Raw genomic sequence first — 20529 nt, 5'->3', positions numbered from 1 at the left:
TGATTTCTATTTCAAATATTGCCCAAGTGCTTCTAAGTTTTTCTTTTCATTCCCAATAAAAATTTTGTCTCCATCTACCACGACAGGACGTTTTAGGAAAGTATAATCTGATAAAATATAATTTTTGATATCATCTTCAGAAAGCTGTTGATCTTTCAATCCTAATTTTTTGTAATTCTGTGCACGACGTGAAAATAGAGCTTCGTAGTTGCCAGCTAAATTCTTCATTTCTTCTAATTCTTCTGCTGTTATCGCAGTCGATTTTATTTCATGCAAATCAAAACCTGTAAAATCAAACTCTTTCATAATACGTTTGCACGTATCGCAAGTTTTCAAAAAAAATATTTTTTTCATTTCTCAAAATCTTTGGTTTTGTAAAGATAAATAAGTTTCATCGTTTTGCAGAATGATAAAGAATTTTGTCAAAATATATTTCAAATCGATAAAAAACTATCTTTGCAAGTATGGAAGAAACTAATTTTTTGCGTTTAAACAAATATATTAGCGATAGTGGTTTTTGTTCGCGTCGTGAAGCAGATCAATACATCGAAAATCGTTTGGTACAAATTAATGGACGAGTTGCTAAAATTGGGCAATTTGTAGGACCAAATGATGTGGTGACTGTAAAAGGTGTCGAAATAGAACCGCGCGAAAAGGAGCATGCGGTTTATATTATGCTGAATAAACCTGTGGGCGTTACGTGTACAACAGATCCTACAGATCCAGATAATATTATCGATTTTCTTTCGTTTGGAGAACGAATTTTTCCGATTGGTCGTTTAGATAAAGATTCGCAAGGATTGATTTTATTGACAAGCGATGGTGATATTGTGAATAAGATTTTACGTGCTGGAAATAATCACGAAAAAGAATACATTGTAACCGTTGATAAACCAATTACGGATGAATTTTGCGAACGAATGTCGAAAGGTGTTCCGATTCTTAATCAGGTTACGAAGAAATGTAAGATCGAAAAAATAAGTACAAATGTTTTCAAAATTACATTAATCCAAGGTTTGAATAGACAGATTCGCCGTATGTGCGAATATTTTGGATATGGTGTAAAAAAATTAGAACGTGTTCGAATTATGAATCTAACGTTGAATGTTGGAATTGGTCAACACCGAGATTTAACAGTAGAAGAATTAGCAGAAATCAATCGCTTGACGAAAGATTCGGAAAAACACGAAGAAAAGAAACCAGCTTCAAAATCAAAAAAATCATCAGCGAAAAAAACAAAAGAAATTTCTCCAGATTTTAAAGATTCGAAAGGAAAATCAATTAAAAAGTCAGTAAAAAAATCAACAACTCAAGCCAGAGTAGGAAAAAGTAAACCACCTACAAATACGAAAGGAGGTAAATTTGTTAAAAGAAGATAAAATCAAAAGACGAATATTTTTCGTCTTTTTTTATACATTTTAGTCAAAACTAACTTCTATCATGTCATTTTACCAAAGATTCAATATCTTTATAAAGTAAAATCTTAAAAACACATGAAGAAAATTGTTTACTCGTTGCTTTTTATAGCGATGACTTTTGGTGCGTCGGTAAAAGCGCAAGAAAATGTTACTTATCAATTGCCTCCGCAAGAAATTTTACAATTGGCAGACGCGGATATGCCACCCTCAATTAGTACAGATCGCAAGGCAGAAAATGCATTTTTGTCTTATAGAAGTCGTTATAAAACGATTAATGAATTGTCAGAAAAAGAATTACGTTTAGCAGGATTACGAATTAATCCAGTTACAAATATTAATTCACGTGAAACATTCAGTGAGAAAATTACTTATTTTGATCTGAAAACTTCAAAAGAAAAAACGATAGCTGGTTTACCTGCAAAAGGTCGTTTTTCTAATCAATCTTGGAACACTTCTCAATCGAAATTTGCCGTTACAAATACAACAAATAAAGGTGTAGAATTGTGGATTGTTGACGTAAAAACGCAAGCTGCAACAAAAGTTTATGAAGATAAATTAAACGCAAACTTAGGTCGTCCTTTCAATTGGATTTCAGATACAGAATTAATTGTGAATGTAATTCCAGCTTCCAAAAAAGCTTTGATTGATACAAAAGACGCAATTGCGACTGGACCTACAGTTTCTGTTGCTGACGGAAAAGAAGCGCAAAACAGAACCTATCAAGATTTATTACAAAATAAAAATGATGAGTTTAACTTCGAACAATTAGCAATTTCTGAATTAGTAAAAGTAAATATCGAAACAGGTGCAAAATCGAAATGGAAAGACGCTGCGATGTACACAGATATTTCGACTTCTCCAGATGGACAATATGTTTTGGTGAACGAAATCAAAAAACCTTTTTCATATTTAGTAACGTACAATAGTTTTCCTTCAACCAATATTGTGTATGATATCAACGGAAAATTAATAAAAGAAGTTGATCATAAAGAGTTACAAGAAGTTGTTCCGAAAGGATTTTCTTCTACGATTATGGGAAAAAGAGGTTTGAATTGGAGAGCAGATAAACCAAATACTTTATATTGGGTTGAGGCTTTAGATGGTGGTGATGCAAACAAGCCTGCGGAATATCGCGATGCGCTTTATCAAGTAACGGCGCCATTTACAGCGAATAAAGAGTTGTTGGTAAAAGTAAAAGATCGCTATAGAGGAGTGACTTGGGGGAATGATGAGGTTGCGATTGTGAGAGATGCTTGGTATAATACACGTAACGAAAGTAGTTATTTGTTCAATCCGTCAAATCCAAATCAAGAACCGATACGCTTTTTTAGTAGAAACTCGCAAGATGCTTACAATAATCCTGGAAGTTTTGTAACTGAAATGAATGATTATGGTTACAATGTTTTAGCAATTAACAAAGGAAAATTGATGTTAGTTGGAGAAGGAGTTTCTGCGGAAGGAATCTTACCTTTTGTAGATGATTTTGATATCAAAACGCAAAAAACTTCTCGTTTATGGAGAGCACAGAAATCAGATAAACTAGAAGCGATTGCTCGAGTTATCGATCCGAAGAAAGGGATCATTTTAGAACAGATTCAATCGAAAACAGATTATCCAAATTTATATGTTCGTAATATTTTTCAGAAAGGAGGAAAGCCAAAACAAGTAACGTTTACAAAAAATCCTTTTGAGGCAATGAACAAAATTTCGAAAGAATTAATTACGTACAAACGTGCTGATGGTGTAGAATTATCAGGAACTTTATATTTGCCGCCAAATTACGATAAAACGAAAAAGGAAAAGTTGCCAATGTTAATGTGGGCTTACCCTCGTGAGTTCAAAGATGCATCTACGGCTGGTCAGGTTACAACTTCTGAAAATAAATTTACTTCTCCTTCTTACGGAGGTCCTATTTATTGGGCATTGAGAGGATATGCGGTCTTAGATGATGCGGCTTTCCCAATTATTGGAGAAGGAAAAGAGGAGCCAAATGATACGTTCGTTCCTCAATTGGTTGCCAATGCAAAAGCTGCGATTGATGCGGTGGATAAATTAGGTTTTATCGATCGTGAAAGAGTTGCGGTTGGTGGACATTCTTATGGCGCATTTATGACAGCAAATTTATTAACGCATTCTAATTTATTTGCGGCAGGTATCGCACGTTCAGGTGCTTATAACCGTACATTGACGCCTTTTGGATTTCAATCTGAACAACGTAATTATTGGGAAGCTCCAGATGTTTACAACACAATGGCGCCTTTCCAAAATGCAGATAAAATGAAAACACCATTGTTGTTAATTCATGGTGAAGCAGATAATAATACAGGAACTTTCCCGATGCAATCTGAGCGCTATTTCAATGCATTGAAAGGTTTGGGAGCGACAACTCGTTTGGTTTTATTACCAAAAGAATCTCACGGATATGCAGCCAGAGAAAATATTCTTCACATGTTGTGGGAACAAGATCAATGGTTAGAGAAATATGTGAAAAACAAAGGAAAAAATTCTGAAAAGAAATAATTCTCAATATAAGAAAAGCGATTCAATTTTGAATCGCTTTTTTATTGTAAATAATTATTATATTTAGTTCATAATTAATCAACTATGAAATTAAAAGCTTTACTCTTCTTTCTAATGATTTTTTCTCCATTTCTATTTGCTCAAAATTTGTGGAAAGTAGAATATGAAACCTATGATAAAATGTTTTTTGACGAAAAAGATCCTGTTTTTAAGGCAGAATTAGATAAAAACAATTCTACACCAAAATACTATCAATTACTTTTTAATGAAAATCAGTCGTTTTTTTCTGAAATTGTAAGAATTGATAATAGTCAAAATCAATCATCTATGTCGATGAGTACAATTGATGATAATATTTACATCGATTATAAAACTTCACAATATAAGATTGAAGGAAATTATGTGAACAAGAATATTTTAATAATAGATAATTTGCCTAAATACACTTGGACAATTAGTAGAGAATCAAAAGAAATTTTGGGAATTAAAGTAAAAAAAGCAATAACCGAATACAAAGATTCTAAGATAGAAGTTTGGTTTGCGCCAACTTTACAACCAAAAGGAGGACCAATATTTTTCAATGGGTTACCAGGTTTAATTTTAGAATTGAAAGCTGTAACAACAATGAAAGACGAAAGTTATGAAACGATTTTCAGAGCAATTAATATAAAAGAAGCATCTAAAAACGAAGTGATTAAAATTCCATCAAAAGGTCAGAAAATGACACAAATTGAGAAAGATGATTTTGTGAAAGAAGCAAATAAAAAGATGATGGAAGCTTATAATAACAAGGTTTCGAAAGATTAAAACATAAAAAAACCACTTCTTTAGAAGTGGTTTTTAAATTTTATAGCTGAGGTATTATAACATTTTCAAGAAGTTAACTTCTAATTCCGTTAATCTTCTAAAATCACCTCTTTGTAAAGTTTTCTTTGTAAGTCCTGCAAAAGAAACGCGGTCTAACGCTTCTACTTCGTATCCTTTTGTTTCGAAAATACGACGTACAACGCGGTTCCAACCAATATGTAATTCTACACCAACTTCATTTTTCGGTCTACCTTCAATAAAAGAAATTTCGTCAACAACTGCAATTCCTTCAGGAATTAAACGAACACCTTTTTTGATGTCAGCCAAATCATTTGCTGTTAACTTTTTGTCCAATGTAACGTGATATATTTTTTTGATATCATGACTTGGATGTGTTAATTTCTTAGTTAAATAACCATCATTTGTAAACAATAAAACTCCTGTTGTTTGTCTATCCAAGCGTCCTACTGGGAAAATTCTCGCTGTAGTTGCTGTAGACATTAAGTCCATCACAGTTTTACGTCCTTTTTCATCATTTGATGTTGAAATAAAACCTTTTGGTTTATTCAACACAAAATATACATTTTTCTCTGAAGAGATTTTACGACCATCGAAACGAACTTCATCATCGGGTTGTACTTTATAACCCATTTCAGTAATCACTTGACCATTCACTGTAACGATTCCAGTTTTGATCAACTCGTCGGCCTCTCTTCTGGATGCAATCCCTGCATTCGCTACATATTTATTTAAACGAATAGTCCCGTCATCAACTGGTGCTTTTTTCAGTCTTTTAACAAATGGTTTTTCACCTGGTTTGTTAAACGGTTTCTTTGGTCCAAAACTTTTCTTTCCTTCTTCTGATGGTTTTCCACCAAAAGTTGGTTTTCCTTTCCCTGAAGATGGTTTAGAAGAAGAATTTCCTCTTGCTCCACCTTTTCCACGATTGTTCCCGCCTTGGGAATTTCTGTCGTTGGATTGATTTCGTCTGTTATTCATCTGAATTTGATTAATTTATGCGCTGATTAAAATTTTGCGCAATAGTTTGCAAAGTTAAGGGATTTATTTCGATTAATACGATACTAAATACACCCGCAACAATCATTCCCTTAAAAAAATAATGTAAAATCTTATATGCTTGTGTCGATTTTATTCTCCAAATGATAAATAAAATCACTGTGAAAGCGATATTCGCAGCAATAAAAAAGTACTTCATCGCGCCAACATCATTTTTCATAATGATAATAATTCCAATGATTAATTCTGTAATAATTAAACATGAAATCAAAACTTTTGTAAAATCTATTCCATATTTGATTGGAATTGAATCATAATTATAAATCAAATCTGCTTTTTGAGAACTCAAATCTTTTACAATATCAGTAATCAATAATAAAATACTCAAAAAAGTAGCATGTAAAGCCAAATTGAACGTGAAATGATCAAAATAAACCAATAAGGCGAAAAATGGCATGACACGAATAATAACCAAATAAAAGTTTTTGATCAATGCAAATCGATTGATTTTGTGGCTATAAAACCAAACTAGAAATTGATAAATCAAAAAGAAAATGAAAACCTTCCACGAAATTAAGGCTGCAATAATCAATGCTAAAGCATTCAGAACAATGTAAACAGTTAGTTTGAAACCTTGCGAAACTTGTTTCTGAAGATAAACTTGTAAAGGACGTTTGAGTTCGTCTTTTTCTAAATCGTAAAAATTATTGATGATATATCCCGCGGCCACACAAAGTATCGAACAAAGAATAAGCCCGTCCAACTTTGGATTTGTCAACAATTGACGATGACCAACTTCTGGCGCAAAAATAAAAAGTGCAGCAAGGTATTGTGCCAATATTAACACAATTAAATTATAGCCACGAACAACAGAAAATAATGCAAAAACTTTTAAGATTATTTTCTGAACGTTCATTGATTATATTTTTATAAATTATTTTTTAGAATTTGTAAATAACTTCGGTCTGGAAGTCTTTTAAGTAGCTTTTCGCTTTGTCATAATCTTGTGTAAAACCAAGAACATAACCGCCTCCGCCAGAACCACAAAGTTTTAGGTAATACGTATCTGTATCAATTCCAGTTTTCCATGCATTCACCAGTTTTTGAGGAATCATTGGTCTGAAATGCTCATAACCCCAAGCTGACAATTTTTGAAGATTTGAAAAAAGTGGATTGTATTCACCTTTCACAAAGTTTTCGATACATGCGTTGTTGTATTTAATAAATTCTTCTTTCAATGTTTTACGAAAACCCTCTTTTTTCATTTTTTCGAAGAAAATATGAATCATTGGCGCCGTTTCTCCTGGTGTACCCGAATTGATTAAGAAAACAGCTCCTTTTCCGTCTACGTTTGCAGAAGGTAAACCAATTGTCGAGATATCATCTTTTGATTGAATTAATAAAGGAATATTCATGTAACAAATCAAAGGATCAATTCCAGAACTTTTTCCATGAAAATGAGATTCTAAATTTCCGAAAAGAGCTTTTAATTTGCTAATTTTTTCTTTGTTTAGATTTTGATTGATATCAATTTTATTCAAGGCATATTTGTCATAAATAGCTGCAACCAAAGCGCCAGAACTACCTACACCATATCCTTGAGGAATGTTAGAATCGAAGTACATTCCGTTTGCAACATCTTCCGAAAAAGATTTTGTATCAAAAGTATCTGCAAAATTCTCTTCTAAAAATTTCGCATAATTTTTCAAGTGAGCATTTGACTCTTCTGCAATTTCAGAAGGCTCAAATTTTAATGCACCTTGGTAAAAATTATAAGGAATTGTTAATCCTTTCGAGTTTTCAATAATTCCATATTCGCCAAAAAGTAAGATTTTGGCATAAAATAATGGGTTCTTCATTCAATGCTAAAATTGGTACTGCAAAGTTACAAAATTTAAGCCATTCTTTTTTTAATTTGAGGAAGAGTTTTGTTTTAAAAAATTGTAAATCACATTATTTTTTGATTAATAGTAGTTTTTGGAATATATTTTGACTAAATAATTTAGAATAAATTGGTTAAATTTCAATTAATAATCAATGATTTTAACCGAATTAGCATTAAAAATAGAGAATTAATGTATTAAAATATATAAATTTGTGCCATGTATATCACCGAATATCTATCGAATGAGATAAAACCAGGGAAAGTTAATTCTTCTCCAAGTCAGCTTTTAGAAGTTGTGCAAGAGAATAAATTGACGCATTTACCTTTGTTTAAAGGGTTGGATTTTGTTGGAAATATCTCGGAAGAAGATTTGATTGAATTATCAATTGATGATGAAAAAGTAGATTATACTTCGTATTTGGAGAGTTTTTATCTTTCTGAATCGAGTACGCTTTTAGATGCAATTCAGATGATGTATACGAATCAGGCGAATATCTTACCGATTATTAATGAACAATTGCGTTATGTTGGTTTTATTACGGAAACGGATATTATCAACACGTTTGCAAATTTCCCTTTTGTCGCTGCACAAGGCGTTTCGATGTTAGTTTCGATTGCGGAAAAAGACTTGTCGATGACGGCGATTTCTAATATTATAGAAGTGAATAACGGAAAAATATTGGGAATGATGATTGTTGGAAATAAAGAAGATAGCGTTTATGTTTTGCTGAAATTTAGTTCATCAAACTTGTTAACAATTGGTGAAACATTTGAGCGATATGGATATCAAGTGATTCAAAAATTTTATAACGACGAAAAACAAGAACTTCTGCAAAGTCGTTATGCACAATTGTTAAAATACATGAATACCTAATGATAAAAGTTGCACTTTTTGGACAAAAAACAAGTACGTCTTTAACGGATATTATTCCACCATTTATTAATTATTTAATTCAGAACGAAATTGCTTTTTGTGTTGAGCAAAATTTTCTTCAAATCTTAAAAGAAACAACTGATTTTGATACTGATAATGTAGAAACCTATACTTCTCATGATGATTTAGACAAATCGGTTAAATTCTTATTCAGTTTTGGTGGAGACGGAACAATTTTATCAGCAACTACAATTGTTAGGGATTCTAATATTCCAATTATTGGTGTAAATACGGGACGTTTAGGCTTTTTAGCAACAATTAATAAAAGTGTGTTATTGGAGCAAATGGATAGTTTTTTCAATGATGATTATAACATTATTCCACGAACTTTATTAACCGTTAAAAGAAGTGATGGTGTAGAAATTGAAAATAATTTTGCGATTAACGAAGTGACTGTAGTTCGCCGTGAAACAACGAGTATGATTACGGTTGATGCTTATTTAAACAATGAATTTTTAAATTCTTTTTGGTCTGATGGTTTGATTATTTCTACGCCAACAGGTTCTACAGGATATTCGTTAAGTTGTGGTGGACCAATTGTTCATCCGTCTAATCAAAATTTTGTCATTACACCTGTTGCGCCACATAATCTAAATGTGCGTCCATTAGTTGTGTCAGAAAACGAAAAAATTGACTTAAAAATACGCAGTAGAGCTAATGAATATTTCCTTTCGTTAGATTCTCGTAACTTTCCTTTAACAACTGACGTCGAATTGACAATACAAAAAGCTGACTTCAAAATCTTAATCGTTGAAGCTATTGACGCGACTTATTTCACAACTTTGAGAGAAAAAATGCTTTGGGGTTCAGATAAAAGGAATTAAAATTTACAATAAAACTTCTTAATTTTTGTTAAATCAGTTACGTTGAATTGACTTTTGTTTATATTTGTTCGAATTTAAAAGAAGATAAAAAGCAAAAGCCGAAAAAATAACACAACTTATGAGGAGATTATTTTTGTTTGTTTTTATATTATGTTTTTCGCAATTAACTTTTGCGCAAAGACATGAACTCGGAATTTTTGCTGGTGGAGCAAATGTGATTGGAGATGTTGGTAAAGCCAGTTATATCAATCCATTTCCTACTAAAACTGAAGCAGGAGGTAAAATATATTTACCAATTTCAATAGGAGGATTATATCGTTTTAATATAAATCCACAAATGGGTTTTAGAGCAAATATATCTTATTCAAAAGTTGGAGCAAGTGATCATCGTTCGAAAGAATATTATAAATTAAAAAGAAATAAAAATTTTCGAAATAATATTGTAGAAGGATCTTTGATGTTTGAGTATAATTTCTTTAACATCAATGATGATCAAGAAAAAGCGCAATCACCTTATATTTTTGTAGGAGTTGGAGCTTTTTCTGCAAAAGGAAAAGAATATGATTACGATGGAACAAACAACGTGATTATCGAAAAAACAAAATATAATACCGATTTAACAATTCCTTTTGGAGTTGGATATAAAGTAAGATTCAATTACAATTGGATTTTATCATTTGAGACAGGTGTTCGATATACAAATGTTGATTATTTAGATTATAACACTGGAAAATTTACAGATAGATTTATAGAGGCTAAAAAGATAGAGTATGATAAATACAAAAATGATCCAACTCTTTCACAACCTTTAAAAGATTTTTATGACAAAAAAAATTACGGAAATCTATCTTGGTATGTTATAACAGGAATTTCCTTAACCTATAGTTTTGGAAGACCTGCATGTTATTGCGATTAAAAAAAGAATGGAAACTAGTTTAGTAGAACAAATAGATAAAAACAATATACCTAATCACGTTGCAATCATAATGGATGGCAATGGTAGATGGGCAAAGAAGAATGGTAAAGAAAGAACTTTTGGACATAAAAGTGCTTTGGGAGCTGTACGATCTTCAATTGAAACTTGTCGAAAATTAGGTATAAAATATCTTACACTTTACGCATTTTCTACTGAAAATTGGAACCGTCCAAAATTAGAAGTCAATGTTTTAATGACTTTATTAAGTTCTGCAATTAAGGACGAAATAAATGAATTACACAAAAATGGAGTTCGCTTGAATATGATTGGAGATTTATCAAAATTACCCAAAAAAGCATTCAAAGATTTGACTCAAGCAATGGATAAAACAAAAGACAACACAGCTTGTGTTTTGACATTAGCATTAAGTTATGGTTCGAAAGAAGAACTATTACATGCGATGAAATCTATTGCGCAAAAATATAAACACGGAGAAATATCCGACAATGATTTTAATGAAGAATTAGTTCATCAAAACTTATATACACACGATTTACCTATGGTAGATCTTATGATTAGAACAAGTGGCGAAACCAGAATTAGTAATTTCTTGTTGTGGCAAATTGCTTACGCAGAATTATATTTTACAGAGGTTTTGTGGCCTGATTTTAACGAGAAAGAATTTTATAAAGCAATTTTAAATTACCAGAATCGAGAACGTAGATTTGGTAAAATAAGCGAGCAACTAACGAACTAATCGAACTGAAATAGAGGATTATGAAGAAAATTTTTTGGACAATGTGTATGCTTGGAGCTTACATGGCACAAGCGCAAGTCGTAGATTCTACGAAAACCATTGATTCAACACAACAAGATAATTTTGTCTTAGATTATACCAATGCACGAACTTTCAAATTGAAAGATATCGTTGTAACAGGTGACTCTAAATATTCTAAGAATCAAATTATCCGTTATGCAGGTTTTGCTATCGGTGAGGAGATAGAATTACCAGGTACGAAGGTAAATAATGCTGTAAAAAAATTATGGAGATCTAATATTTTCTCTGACATCGACTTGTATGTAGATAAAATAGAAGGTAACGAAGTAACATTAGAGCTTGCCTTGGTTTCAGTTCCTAGTTTAGGAGAAATAAAGATTAACGGTGTGAAGAAATCGCAACGCGAAGATTTAATCAAACAAAATAAATTAAATCCAGGCGTTAAGATTACACAAAGTTTGATCAATACGACAAATAATAAAATCAAAGATTATTATACTGGAAAAGGTTATCCTAATACAACAATTAATGTAGAACGTCAACCAATTGCTGGTAAAGAAGACGAAGAAAACATTACATTGAATGTTAATCGTGGAGAGCGTGTAAAGATCAAGAAAATCATTTTCGAAGGAAATGAAAACTTAACTGCTGCTCGTTTACGTAAAAAAGGGATGAAAAATACCAAACAGAAATCGATTAATATCTTCAAATCATCTAAAATGATTCCTGAAAAATTCCAGGAAGATTTAAAAACTTTGGTTGATGAGTACAAATCTGTTGGTTTTAGAGATGCTAAAGTTGAGTCATACAACATCGAAAAAGTTGATGATAAAAACTTATTAGTTAAAATTAAAGTTAACGAAGGGAAACCATATTTCTTAGGAGATGTAACGTTTTCTGGAAACTCAATTTATACTTCTGAACAGTTACAGCGAATTTTTGGTTACAAAACAGGAGATCATTATGACGCAGTAGGTATCAACAAAAAGATTTCTGGATCAGAAAAAGACGATGATATTTCTACGTTATATATGGATAGAGGGTATTTGTTTGCTCGTGCTATTCCTGTAGAAAAAAGTGTAAAAAATGATACAATCGATCTTGAAATTAAAGTTTTCGAAGGTACACAAGCTACACTTAATAAAGTAACGATTAACGGTAATACAGAAGCACACGATCATATTTTATACCGTGAGTTAAGAACTAAACCAGGAGATTTATTCTCTAAATCGGACATTAAGCGTACGATGATGGAGTTAGCTTCTTTGGGATACTTAGAACCAACGCAAATAGTTCCAGATATTCAACCAAATCAAGATAATAATACAGTTGATGTGGAGTGGAAAGTTGCGCCAAAATCATCTTCTCAAGTAGAATTACAAGGAGGATATGGTGCAGGGACTTTCATTGGTACATTAGGATTAACTTTCGGGAATTTCTCATTAAAGAATTTTTTCAATAAAAAAGCTTGGAAACCAATTCCAATGGGAGATGGACAACAATTATCATTAAGAGCACAAGCTGGTAACGGATATAAAAATTATAGTTTATCATTTGTTGAACCTTGGATTGGAGGAAAACGCCCTACAGCTTTATCAACGTCTTTTTATTATTCGCAATATGATTACCGTGATAATTATGGAGAAAAAGCGAAATTGGATATCTTAGGAGCTTCAGTTGGGTTAACTAAGTTATTAACTTGGCCAGATGATTATTTCCGTTTATCAAACTCAATTTCTTATCAGTTATATAACTTCGATAATTATGCGATGTCTGTTGGTAATATGCAATATGAAAATGGTTCGTCAAACAACTTAAACTACACATTAGGTTTAACACGTAATTCTGCTGGACCAGACCCTATTTTCCCACAATCAGGATCAGAAATTAGTTTATCGTTTACGACAACATTTCCTTATTCAGCTTTTAATAACAAAGACTATACAAACATGTCTGATGTAGAAAAATTCAAATGGTTAGAATATTATAAATTCAAAGCTAAAGCATATTTCTACAAAGAATTAACTGGTAAATTAGTTTTAAAAGCCGGTGGAGAGTTTGGAGTTTTAGGAACATATAACCGTAAAATTGGAACAATTCCTTTCGAACGTTTTTACTTAGGAGGAACAGGTCTTACACAAAATCGTTTCGATGGACGTGAGATTATTTCATTAAGAGGTTACGAAGATGCAACAAATTCTGGTGGACAAACAGGAGATATTACGCCAGAAGGAGGTGGTACGATTTATAATAAATATTCATTAGAATTGCGTTATCCAATCACAATGAGCCAAACAGCTAAAATTTATGCATTAACTTTTGCGGAAGGAGGTAACGTTTGGAACAATACAAGTGAATTTAAACCGTTTGAATTAAAACGTTCTGCAGGGGCAGGTGTTCGTATTTACATGCCAGCATTTGGTTTATTAGGATTCGATTTCGGATATGGATTTGATAAAGGATTTGGACAAACAGAACGCTCAGGATGGCAAACTCACTTTATTATTGGACAACAATTCTAATAAATTGAATAAATTTGCTTAGAACATTTTGGCATAATTTTAGAATTAACACACCACAAATATGAAAAAATGGATTAGTTTTATAGCGTTGTTCTTTGGATTAGCAAGTTTCTCTTTTGCGCAAAGATTTTGTTATGTAGACAGTCAGTATATTTTAGAAAATTTACCAGAATATACATCGTCTCAAAACAAATTAAAATCTCAAACAGAGTCTTGGCAAAAAGAAATTGAGCAAAAACAAGAAAATTTAGCTAAATTACAAGCCGAATTCGAAGCCGAAAAGATTTTATTAACGGCAGAACAGGTGAAAGAGCAAGAGAAAAAGCTAGCTGATGAAGTAGCGGCTGTAAGAATTTTGCAAGATAAACGTTATGGACCAAATGGTGATTTAGTTAATCTGAGAAGATCAATGGTAAAGCCTTTACAAGATCAAATTTATAATGCGACAAAAGAAGTTGCAGATAAAAGAGGATATGGTTTTGTATTTGATAAAGGAAGTGATTTAATCATGATTTATACAGATCCAAAGTTTGACATAAGTAGAGAAGTATTAATGACTTTAAGACCAGAGTTGAAACCAAATAATTCAAAAACATCAACTTCTGGAAATAATAAAACTAGTAATAGTAGCAATAAAACAAGAAAATAAATTTTAAAAAACAAATTAGACTAGAAATGAAACAAATTAGATTGATAGCAGTATTTACAATGATGGTTTTCGGAAGCGTTTTATCTTTCGCTCAAGAAATTGCACATATTGATACGCAAGCAGTAATTGAATCAATGCCAGCTTACAAAAAAGCAGAGGCTGATTTACAAGCATTAGGTAAAAAACACGAAGATGCTATCGCAAAATTACAAGCAGACTATAAAACTTTTATGGAAACTGCTCAAAAAGATTTAGCTGGTAAATCTCAAGAAGAGGCTCAAAAATTAATTGCAGCGAACAAATACCAAGAGAAAGAGCAAGAAATGCAAAAGAAATACGAAACGTATGCAAAAGCTGCTCAAGATGAAATGCAAGCAAAAGAGAAAGCTTTAATGGATCCAATCGAGAAAAGAGTAATGGATGCAATTAATGCTGCTGCTGCAAAAAAAGGAGTTAAATATGTTTTACCTGCAGGTGTTTTAGTTTACAAAGCTGGAGGATACGACTTATTAAATGACGTTAAAAAAGAATTAGGATTATAATTTTAAGATATTAATAATACCTTCAAGCCACTATTTTAGTGGCTTTTTTTATATATGAAAAGAATTTTAGTTACCGGAGCGAATGGTCAGTTAGGTCAATCGATTTTAGAGCAATCAAAAAACTACAAGGAAATTGAATGTTTTTTTGTCACTCGAAATGAATTAGATATTACGAATGAAGAATTAATTAATCATTATTTCGAAGATAAATCATTCGATTTTGTTGTCAATTGTGCAGCTTATACAGCGGTTGATAAAGCTGAAGATGATCAAGAGAATGCTTATTTAGTAAACGCAAAAGCAACAGAATTTTTAGCAAAAATCACGAATCAAAAAGGAATTCCTTTTATTCACGTTTCGACAGATTATGTATTTGATGGAACTGAAGCTCAACCTCGTCTAGAAACAGATCAAACAAATCCTATAGGGGTGTATGGTCAAACAAAATTAGATGGCGAAAATTTAGCATTAGAAAACAATTCTAAAACGATTATTTTACGCACAGCTTGGGTTTATTCTCGATTTGGAAATAATTTCGTTAAAACGATGCTTAGGTTGTTTAATGACAAAGATTCGATCTCTGTTGTAGCAGATCAAATTGGTTCGCCAACAAATGCAATTGATTTGGCTGATGTAATCTTAACGATTATTTTGAAAGATGATTTAACCTATGGAATTTTTAATTATTCGAATGAAGGAAAATGTTCTTGGTTTGAATTTGCGCAAAAAATTAAAGAATTGTCTAATTCAACAATCGAAATTAATCCTGTTCCAACTTCAGCTTATCCGACAAAAGCGAAACGTCCTGCGTATAGTTTATTGGATAAATCGAAAATAAAAGAAGTTTATCAATTTGATATTCCGACTTGGGAAGATAGTTTGAAAAAAGAATTGAAACACCTGATTTAGTTTCAATTTTAATAACATAAAAAAGCTCGAGAAATTCTCGAGCTTTTATTTATCTGACAGATTATTGATTAATCTAAAATCTCAAAACGAGTATAAGGTTGCAACGCTTTCGGAATTTTTACTGTTCCATCAGCTTGTTGGTGATTCTCTAAAATTGAGGCTAAAATACGTGGTAAAGCCAAAGCAGAACCATTTAAACTATGTGCTAATTGAGTTCCGTTTTCATCTTTGTAACGTAATTTCAAACGATTCGCTTGGAAAGTCTCAAAATTAGATACAGATGAAACTTCTAACCATTTTTCTTGCGCTTCAGAGAAAACTTCAAAATCGTATGTAATTGCAGATGTAAATCCTGTATCACCACCACAAAGTCTTAAAATACGGTATGGTAATTCTAAATCTTCTAAAATTCCTTTTACGTGCTCAATCATTCCGTCTAAAGCAGCGTAAGAATTTTCTGGTTTTTCGATACGTACAATCTCAACTTTCTCAAATTGGTGTAAACGATTTAATCCTCTAACATCTTTTCCATAAGAACCCGCTTCACGACGGAAACATGGTGAATATGCAGTCAACGTAATTGGTAAATCTTCTGCTTTTACAATTGTATCACGGTAAATATTCGTCACAGGAACTTCCGCAGTAGGAATCAAGTACAAATCATCTTCTCCAATATAATACATTTGTCCTTCTTTGTCTGGTAACTGTCCAGTTCCATAACCAGAAGCCTCATTCACAACGAAGGGAGGAACAATTTCTGTATAGCCAGCATCAGAATTTTTATCTAAGAAAAATTGTGTTAAAGCACGTTGCAAACGAGCACCTTTTCCTTTGTAAACAGGGAAACCAGCTCCGGTAATTTTAACACCTAATTCAAAATCAATGATGTTAAATTTCTTAGCAACTTCCCAGTGTGGCAAATTGTTTGGTTTTGCAGTTGCATCTCCGTGTTCAAAAACGATTTCATTATCATCAGCATCTTTTCCTGCTTTTACGATTTCGTTCGGAATATTCGGGATTTGATACAAAATATCTTTAACGGATGTTTCGTAAGACGATAATAAATCTTGTAACTCTTTTGATTGAGTTTTTAAATCAACCGTTTTGTTTTTTAATTCATTAGCCTCTTCCGATCTTCCATCTTTAAACAAATTACCAATTTCTTTTGCTAATTTGTTGGATTCAGCTAATACATTATCTAATTCAAATTGTGTTTTACGACGAAGTTCATCCACATTTAAAACTTCATCAACAAGATCTAATTGTTTGAAGTTACGTTTTTTAAGTCCTTCAATTACACGATCTTTGTTTTCTTGAATGTAAGAAACTACTAGCATACTTTTATTAAATTTATACAAATGTATAAATAATTAATTTTTTAGAATAAAGATTAAATGATTTAGGATCAAAAATTAATCAAAATCAATTAATTTTTAAATTTAACTGTCTTCATTAGATAAATAATTGACACAATGTTTTTTACAAAAAATATTCAAAAATTGTAAAACTATTTATAATTGATTAAAAATCAATAGTTTAAATTTTATTTATTGAGAATTGATTAATACAATTATATTACATTGATTTTACATGCTGTTGTTTACGTTTCGAAATACATTTGTCAAAGAAAATTAATCGAAAATTATTAATAATTAAAACAATAAAACAATGAAAAAATTTTTCGCAGTAGTTGCAGTAGCAGCTTTATCTTTAGGAGCAGTATCTTGTGGTGAGAAAAAAGCAGAAGAAGCAGTAGAAAATACAACTGACTCTTTAGCAACTCAAACTGACTCTTTAGCAGCTCAAACTGATTCTTTAGCAGCTAAAACTGATTCTTTAGTAGAAAAAACTGATTCTTTAGCAACTAAAGTTGAAGGTGCAGCTAAGGAAGTAGCTCCAGCTACTGAAGCTCCAGCAAAATAATTTGAAATAACATTCAGATCATATAAAGAAACCACTTATTAGATAAGTGGTTTTTTTATGCTGTTTTTCGATGTAAATAGCGAGTTAACTTGATAGATAAATCTAAAAGTATAATTTTAGAATTACCATTTCGCTCGATATGATACGACGCTTCATTAATTTCATTTAAAATATCTTCGATATTAGCTCCATGTATAAAAGGCGCAAAACCTTGCCATTTAAAACCTTCTGCATTAATTTGTAAAAAAACTAAATCATCAGATTGATACGTTTTTAACAAAGCTTGACGAAAAATCTCTGAACAATAATTCAAAAAATCTTTTTGTTCACTTCTCGACCAACTTGCAATTTGATTCGACCAATCAATCAAATCTTTTAAAACGGTTGGCGTTTTGGCTGCCATAAAGGCTTTTCGAACCCAAGTCACAAAATACTTATCGATTAAATGTTCGTCATCATTCAATTGATGCAACGCTTCTCGTACATTTCCTTGCGATAAAAAAGCGATATGTTGCGCTTTTTCTGGATTAATATTTTTCTTCTCAATTAGATAATTCTTTATATCCGATTGCGATAAACGAGGAATTTTAACCAATTGACAACGAGAAGTAATAGTTTGTAGAATCAAATCTTCACGTTCTGTTACCAATAAAAAAAGTGTTTTTTGAGGCGGTTCTTCAATTATTTTCAACAATTTATTTGCAGCTGCAGTAGTCATTTCCTCAGCTTGCCAAATAATCATGATTTTATAGCCTCCTTCGTAACTATTTAGCGCTAATGTTTTGACGATTTCATCCGCTTCATCAACAGGAATAACGCCTTGTTTTTTCTCAATACCAAGATGAGACATCCAATCCGTTAAATTTCCATAGACATTTTCGTCTACAAAAGTTCGCCAATCGTTTAATAAATACTTAGCAAGTGGCTTTTTTACACTTTCTGTTGCTGAATAAGGAAAAGAAAAATGTAAATCGGGATGTTGTAATTTATCAACTTTCAGATTGCATTGTTCGTTATTCAAACCACACAAAACTTCACGTGCATAAGCAATTGCCAAAGCCAAAGTTCCCGAACCTTCTGGACCAGAAAAAAGCTGAGCATGACTTATACGACCATCTTTTATAGATTGTTGAAGCTTGTTTTTAATCTCCTGTTGTCCAATTATATTTTCCCAAAGCATAGTCCAAAGTTACTATTTTTATTTTTCAGAATTTATCATACTTTTTAATCGATTGATTTCTTCTAAATTAGCAATTCCAGAATCATCAATCATCGCTGATGAATGAAAGTAAGTAGCGTTTGTATATGAATCAATTTCTTCAATATTTGTTGAGCGCAAACCACCTCCAGGCATAATTGTGATTTGATTTTCTGCTTTTTTAACAAGGTTTTTTAATTCACGTTTTCCATCATAAACATTACTATCTAAACCAGAAGTTAAAATAGTTTTGAATCCTAAATCAATCACGATTTGAAGTGAATTTTCGGCATCAGAAGTTCTGTCAAAAGCGCGATGAAAAGTACAAGGAAAAGGTTTTGCAAGTTCAATTAATTCATGATTTCGTTCAAAATCGATTTCGTTATCTTCATTCAAAATTCCAAAAACAAAACCATCAATTCTAAAATTTTTAATCATGATGATTTCAGATTTCATTTGTTCAAATTCTTCATCAGAATAACAAAAGTCTCCATCACGAGGGCGAATCATCACCATAATTTCTTTATCTGTTTCTTTTCTTAATGTTTTGATATCTTCAAAACTAGGTGTAATTCCGCCTGTTGAAACATCAGCACATAACTCGATTCTATCTGCATTTGATTTTGCTGCAACTAAAGCTGATTCTAAATTAAAGCAAGCAATTTCTATTTTTTTCATTTTGTAATAGATTTTCCGTCAATTAAACGATTTCCAGTTTCATCATAAACCGCAAAGTTAAAGCCAGGATGAATACAATATGAACCATATTCGCCTTGTTTGTTAATTGCAATAAAACCAACTTGAATCGCCGATAAATCTTTTTTACGCGATTTTGTTAATTTAATGATTCGATGAACAGCCTCCTTACATGCATTTTCTGGCGAATAACCTTGACGCATCAACTCCACAACCAAATGACTTCCCGCAATACGAATCACTTCTTCACCATGACCAGTAGCGGTTGCTGCACCAATTTCGTTATCAACATATAAACCTGCGCCGATAATTGGTGAATCACCAACACGTCCGTGCATTTTGTACGCCATTCCGCTCGTAGTACAAGCTCCAGAAAGATTTCCATAGGAATCTAAGGCAATCATTCCAATTGTATCATGATTTTCGATATTGATAGGCATCTGATAATTAGTATCTTTCAACCATTCTTTCCACTCTTTTTCGGAAACATCAGTTAATAAATTCTCTTTTTTGAAGCCTTTTTCCAACGCAAATTGAAGTGCACCATTTCCAACTAACATCACGTGTGGTGTATCTTCCATTACCTTTCGCGCAACAGAAATTGGATGTTTGATATACTCTAAACTAGCAACAGAACCAATATTTGCTTGATCGTCCATAATACATGTATCTAAAGTTACTTTTCCATCGCGATCAGGACGTCCACCATAACCAACACTTCGTTCATTTGGATCAGCTTCGACCAATTTTACGCCTTGCTCTACAGCATCTAAAGCTGTTCCATTATTACCTAAAACTTTCCAAGCTTCGGCATTAGCTTCAATTCCAAAACGCCAAGTAGAAAGAACAATTGGTTTATTGATTTTTGTTGAAGTAGTTGATCTTTTAGATGTAGTTTGCGCATTAAGATCAAGTTTTGTTGTACCTAAAAGTAAGCCTAAAGCTCCAAGATTTTTTATGAAATTTCTTCTATTACTCATGTGTTAATCGA

The 20529-nt window shown here is 31.9% G+C and carries 20 protein-coding genes; 12 read left to right on the top strand and 8 right to left on the bottom strand.

Features of this window, described 5'->3' with window-relative positions:
- Positions 1-6 precede the first annotated feature (6 nt).
- Positions 7-354 (bottom strand): arsenate reductase family protein, encoded by a 348-nt coding sequence (locus tag ACTS9J_RS00605; RefSeq protein WP_038334703.1) that lies wholly within the window; start codon positions 352-354, stop codon positions 7-9.
- A 110-nt stretch (positions 355-464) separates the two neighbouring features.
- On the opposite strand from ACTS9J_RS00605, the gene rluF reads away from it, so the two are divergent.
- From rluF to ACTS9J_RS00590, 3 genes are all read left to right on the top strand, one after another.
- The gene (gene rluF, locus ACTS9J_RS00600) at positions 465-1379 is read left to right on the top strand and encodes a 23S rRNA pseudouridine(2604) synthase RluF (protein WP_448352691.1); all 915 of its coding nucleotides are present in this window, start codon (positions 465-467) and stop codon (positions 1377-1379) included.
- Positions 1380-1493: 114 nt separating this feature from the next.
- Positions 1494-3938: an alpha/beta hydrolase family protein gene (locus ACTS9J_RS00595; protein WP_291046205.1), complete on the top strand. Its 2445-nt coding sequence runs from the start codon at positions 1494-1496 to the stop codon at positions 3936-3938.
- Positions 3939-4022: 84 nt separating this feature from the next.
- Positions 4023-4745: a GLPGLI family protein gene (locus tag ACTS9J_RS00590; RefSeq protein ID WP_114998385.1), complete on the top strand. Its 723-nt coding sequence runs from the start codon at positions 4023-4025 to the stop codon at positions 4743-4745.
- Positions 4746-4799: 54 nt separating this feature from the next.
- On the opposite strand, the gene ACTS9J_RS00585 is transcribed toward ACTS9J_RS00590, so the two are convergent.
- Genes ACTS9J_RS00585 through ACTS9J_RS00575 form a run of 3 tightly spaced genes read right to left on the bottom strand, consistent with a single transcriptional unit; the run spans position 4800 to position 7621 of the window.
- Positions 4800-5744, bottom strand: coding sequence for a pseudouridine synthase (locus ACTS9J_RS00585; RefSeq protein ID WP_038334708.1), 945 nt, complete (start codon positions 5742-5744; stop codon positions 4800-4802).
- A gap of 10 nt (positions 5745-5754) precedes the next feature.
- Complete coding sequence (locus ACTS9J_RS00580; RefSeq protein WP_114998383.1) at positions 5755-6678, bottom strand: UbiA family prenyltransferase; 924 nt, start codon at positions 6676-6678, stop codon at positions 5755-5757.
- A gap of 25 nt (positions 6679-6703) precedes the next feature.
- Complete coding sequence (locus ACTS9J_RS00575) at positions 6704-7621, bottom strand: mevalonate kinase family protein (protein ID WP_280049240.1); 918 nt, start codon at positions 7619-7621, stop codon at positions 6704-6706.
- 243 nt (positions 7622-7864) lie between these two features.
- Here ACTS9J_RS00575 and ACTS9J_RS00570 point away from each other — a divergent pair, with 243 nt between their 5' ends.
- The 8 genes from ACTS9J_RS00570 to rfbD all read left to right on the top strand — a co-directional run bounded on the left by ACTS9J_RS00570 (position 7865) and on the right by rfbD (position 15721).
- Positions 7865-8521 carry a CBS domain-containing protein gene (locus ACTS9J_RS00570; protein ID WP_291046213.1) on the top strand — a complete coding sequence of 219 codons (657 nt, stop codon included), beginning with the start codon at positions 7865-7867 and terminating at the stop codon, positions 8519-8521.
- Positions 8521-9405, top strand: a complete 885-nt coding sequence (locus ACTS9J_RS00565; RefSeq protein ID WP_280049239.1) for an NAD kinase — start codon at positions 8521-8523, stop codon at positions 9403-9405. Before ACTS9J_RS00570 ends, ACTS9J_RS00565 begins: the two co-directional genes overlap by 1 nt.
- Before the next feature lie 118 nt (positions 9406-9523).
- On the top strand, positions 9524-10321 hold the full coding sequence (gene porG / locus ACTS9J_RS00560) for a type IX secretion system protein PorG (RefSeq protein ID WP_448352690.1): 798 nt from the start codon (positions 9524-9526) through the stop codon (positions 10319-10321).
- Between the two features lie 7 nt (positions 10322-10328).
- Positions 10329-11078 carry an isoprenyl transferase gene (locus ACTS9J_RS00555; protein ID WP_448352689.1) on the top strand — a complete coding sequence of 250 codons (750 nt, stop codon included), beginning with the start codon at positions 10329-10331 and terminating at the stop codon, positions 11076-11078.
- A 20-nt stretch (positions 11079-11098) separates the two neighbouring features.
- Positions 11099-13621 (top strand): outer membrane protein assembly factor BamA, encoded by a 2523-nt coding sequence (bamA, locus tag ACTS9J_RS00550; RefSeq protein WP_448352688.1) that lies wholly within the window; start codon positions 11099-11101, stop codon positions 13619-13621.
- A 61-nt stretch (positions 13622-13682) separates the two neighbouring features.
- Entirely contained in the window at positions 13683-14270 is a 588-nt protein-coding gene (locus ACTS9J_RS00545) for an OmpH family outer membrane protein (protein ID WP_286495463.1), read from the top strand.
- A 26-nt stretch (positions 14271-14296) separates the two neighbouring features.
- Entirely contained in the window at positions 14297-14812 is a 516-nt protein-coding gene (locus tag ACTS9J_RS00540; RefSeq protein ID WP_114998374.1) for an OmpH family outer membrane protein, read from the top strand.
- Positions 14813-14866: 54 nt separating this feature from the next.
- Entirely contained in the window at positions 14867-15721 is an 855-nt protein-coding gene (rfbD, locus tag ACTS9J_RS00535; protein ID WP_038334743.1) for a dTDP-4-dehydrorhamnose reductase, read from the top strand.
- A gap of 68 nt (positions 15722-15789) precedes the next feature.
- Here rfbD and serS read toward each other — a convergent pair whose 3' ends face one another.
- The gene (gene serS, locus ACTS9J_RS00530; RefSeq protein ID WP_038334750.1) at positions 15790-17058 is read right to left on the bottom strand and encodes a serine--tRNA ligase; all 1269 of its coding nucleotides are present in this window, start codon (positions 17056-17058) and stop codon (positions 15790-15792) included.
- 331 nt (positions 17059-17389) lie between these two features.
- On the opposite strand from serS, the gene ACTS9J_RS00525 reads away from it, so the two are divergent.
- Entirely contained in the window at positions 17390-17644 is a 255-nt protein-coding gene (locus ACTS9J_RS00525) for a hypothetical protein (RefSeq protein WP_038334756.1), read from the top strand.
- 55 nt (positions 17645-17699) lie between these two features.
- On the opposite strand, the gene ACTS9J_RS00520 is transcribed toward ACTS9J_RS00525, so the two are convergent.
- Genes ACTS9J_RS00520 through ACTS9J_RS00510 form a run of 3 tightly spaced genes read right to left on the bottom strand, consistent with a single transcriptional unit; the run spans position 17700 to position 20518 of the window.
- On the bottom strand, positions 17700-18824 hold the full coding sequence (locus ACTS9J_RS00520) for a DNA polymerase III subunit (protein ID WP_448352687.1): 1125 nt from the start codon (positions 18822-18824) through the stop codon (positions 17700-17702).
- An 18-nt stretch (positions 18825-18842) separates the two neighbouring features.
- Positions 18843-19520 (bottom strand): copper homeostasis protein CutC, encoded by a 678-nt coding sequence (locus tag ACTS9J_RS00515; RefSeq protein ID WP_221854122.1) that lies wholly within the window; start codon positions 19518-19520, stop codon positions 18843-18845.
- Positions 19517-20518: an isoaspartyl peptidase/L-asparaginase family protein gene (locus ACTS9J_RS00510; RefSeq protein WP_448352686.1), complete on the bottom strand. Its 1002-nt coding sequence runs from the start codon at positions 20516-20518 to the stop codon at positions 19517-19519. The genes ACTS9J_RS00515 and ACTS9J_RS00510 overlap by 4 nt, the downstream gene beginning before the upstream one ends.
- Between the last annotated feature and the right edge of the window lie 11 nt (positions 20519-20529).

Source organism: Empedobacter sp. ULE_I140, from assembly GCF_053482575.1.
This window is presented reverse-complemented; position numbering and strand designations above follow the sequence as displayed.

Bases quoted from the DNA above. Each gene is read 5' to 3' on its own strand.
- ACTS9J_RS00605 (WP_038334703.1), bottom strand. From the start codon at position 354: ATGAAAAAAATATTTTTTTTGAAAACTTGCGATACGTGCAAACGTATT.
- rluF (WP_448352691.1), top strand. From the start codon at position 465: ATGGAAGAAACTAATTTTTTGCGTTTAAACAAATATATTAGCGATAGT.
- ACTS9J_RS00595 (WP_291046205.1), top strand. From the start codon at position 1,494: ATGAAGAAAATTGTTTACTCGTTGCTTTTTATAGCGATGACTTTTGGT.
- ACTS9J_RS00590 (WP_114998385.1), top strand. From the start codon at position 4,023: ATGAAATTAAAAGCTTTACTCTTCTTTCTAATGATTTTTTCTCCATTT.
- ACTS9J_RS00585 (WP_038334708.1), bottom strand. From the start codon at position 5,744: ATGAATAACAGACGAAATCAATCCAACGACAGAAATTCCCAAGGCGGG.
- ACTS9J_RS00580 (WP_114998383.1), bottom strand. From the start codon at position 6,678: ATGAACGTTCAGAAAATAATCTTAAAAGTTTTTGCATTATTTTCTGTT.
- ACTS9J_RS00575 (WP_280049240.1), bottom strand. From the start codon at position 7,621: ATGAAGAACCCATTATTTTATGCCAAAATCTTACTTTTTGGCGAATAT.
- ACTS9J_RS00570 (WP_291046213.1), top strand. From the start codon at position 7,865: ATGTATATCACCGAATATCTATCGAATGAGATAAAACCAGGGAAAGTT.
- ACTS9J_RS00565 (WP_280049239.1), top strand. From the start codon at position 8,521: ATGATAAAAGTTGCACTTTTTGGACAAAAAACAAGTACGTCTTTAACG.
- porG (WP_448352690.1), top strand. From the start codon at position 9,524: ATGAGGAGATTATTTTTGTTTGTTTTTATATTATGTTTTTCGCAATTA.
- ACTS9J_RS00555 (WP_448352689.1), top strand. From the start codon at position 10,329: ATGGAAACTAGTTTAGTAGAACAAATAGATAAAAACAATATACCTAAT.
- bamA (WP_448352688.1), top strand. From the start codon at position 11,099: ATGAAGAAAATTTTTTGGACAATGTGTATGCTTGGAGCTTACATGGCA.
- ACTS9J_RS00545 (WP_286495463.1), top strand. From the start codon at position 13,683: ATGAAAAAATGGATTAGTTTTATAGCGTTGTTCTTTGGATTAGCAAGT.
- ACTS9J_RS00540 (WP_114998374.1), top strand. From the start codon at position 14,297: ATGAAACAAATTAGATTGATAGCAGTATTTACAATGATGGTTTTCGGA.
- rfbD (WP_038334743.1), top strand. From the start codon at position 14,867: ATGAAAAGAATTTTAGTTACCGGAGCGAATGGTCAGTTAGGTCAATCG.
- serS (WP_038334750.1), bottom strand. From the start codon at position 17,058: ATGCTAGTAGTTTCTTACATTCAAGAAAACAAAGATCGTGTAATTGAA.
- ACTS9J_RS00525 (WP_038334756.1), top strand. From the start codon at position 17,390: ATGAAAAAATTTTTCGCAGTAGTTGCAGTAGCAGCTTTATCTTTAGGA.
- ACTS9J_RS00520 (WP_448352687.1), bottom strand. From the start codon at position 18,824: ATGCTTTGGGAAAATATAATTGGACAACAGGAGATTAAAAACAAGCTT.
- ACTS9J_RS00515 (WP_221854122.1), bottom strand. From the start codon at position 19,520: ATGAAAAAAATAGAAATTGCTTGCTTTAATTTAGAATCAGCTTTAGTT.
- ACTS9J_RS00510 (WP_448352686.1), bottom strand. From the start codon at position 20,518: ATGAGTAATAGAAGAAATTTCATAAAAAATCTTGGAGCTTTAGGCTTA.